The sequence below is a fragment of the Monashia sp. HAY1-2A genome (assembly GCF_056755315.1).
In genome coordinates this window covers 1-276 of the sequence record NZ_JBNDHY010000387.1, presented here as the reverse complement: position 1 = coordinate 276, position 276 = coordinate 1, and the positions used below count along the sequence as shown (strand labels likewise).

Genomic DNA, 276 nt, shown 5'->3' with positions numbered 1-276 from the left:
AATAACGGAGCTGGGTGCGGTGAATGAGCGTCCGGTTCGGTCAACAATATCCATCAGATTAACGATATGACTCATAGGCTTATTGTTGAATATGGCCATGCCGATAACCAGCCAGACCATGGACTCGAGGGGGAGTTTACGCTTGCGTAGGGTGACGGTGTCAGTGAGAGAAAAAGCTTGCTGAATGAGGTCAGGAGACAGGAGGTCAGCGAGGCTTTGAACTTCATCGGGGGCAGTGAGATTGATAATACCGAGAGCTTGTGAAAGTTCCATTTA

1 protein-coding gene is annotated in these 276 nt (G+C 48.9%); it reads right to left on the bottom strand.

Going from position 1 to position 276, the window contains the following annotated elements:
* Window positions 1–273: transposase domain-containing protein (locus ACPYOM_RS22420; protein ID WP_481347652.1), on the bottom strand; the 273-nt coding region annotated here is incomplete at its 3' end.
* Between the last annotated feature and the right edge of the window lie 3 nt (window positions 274–276).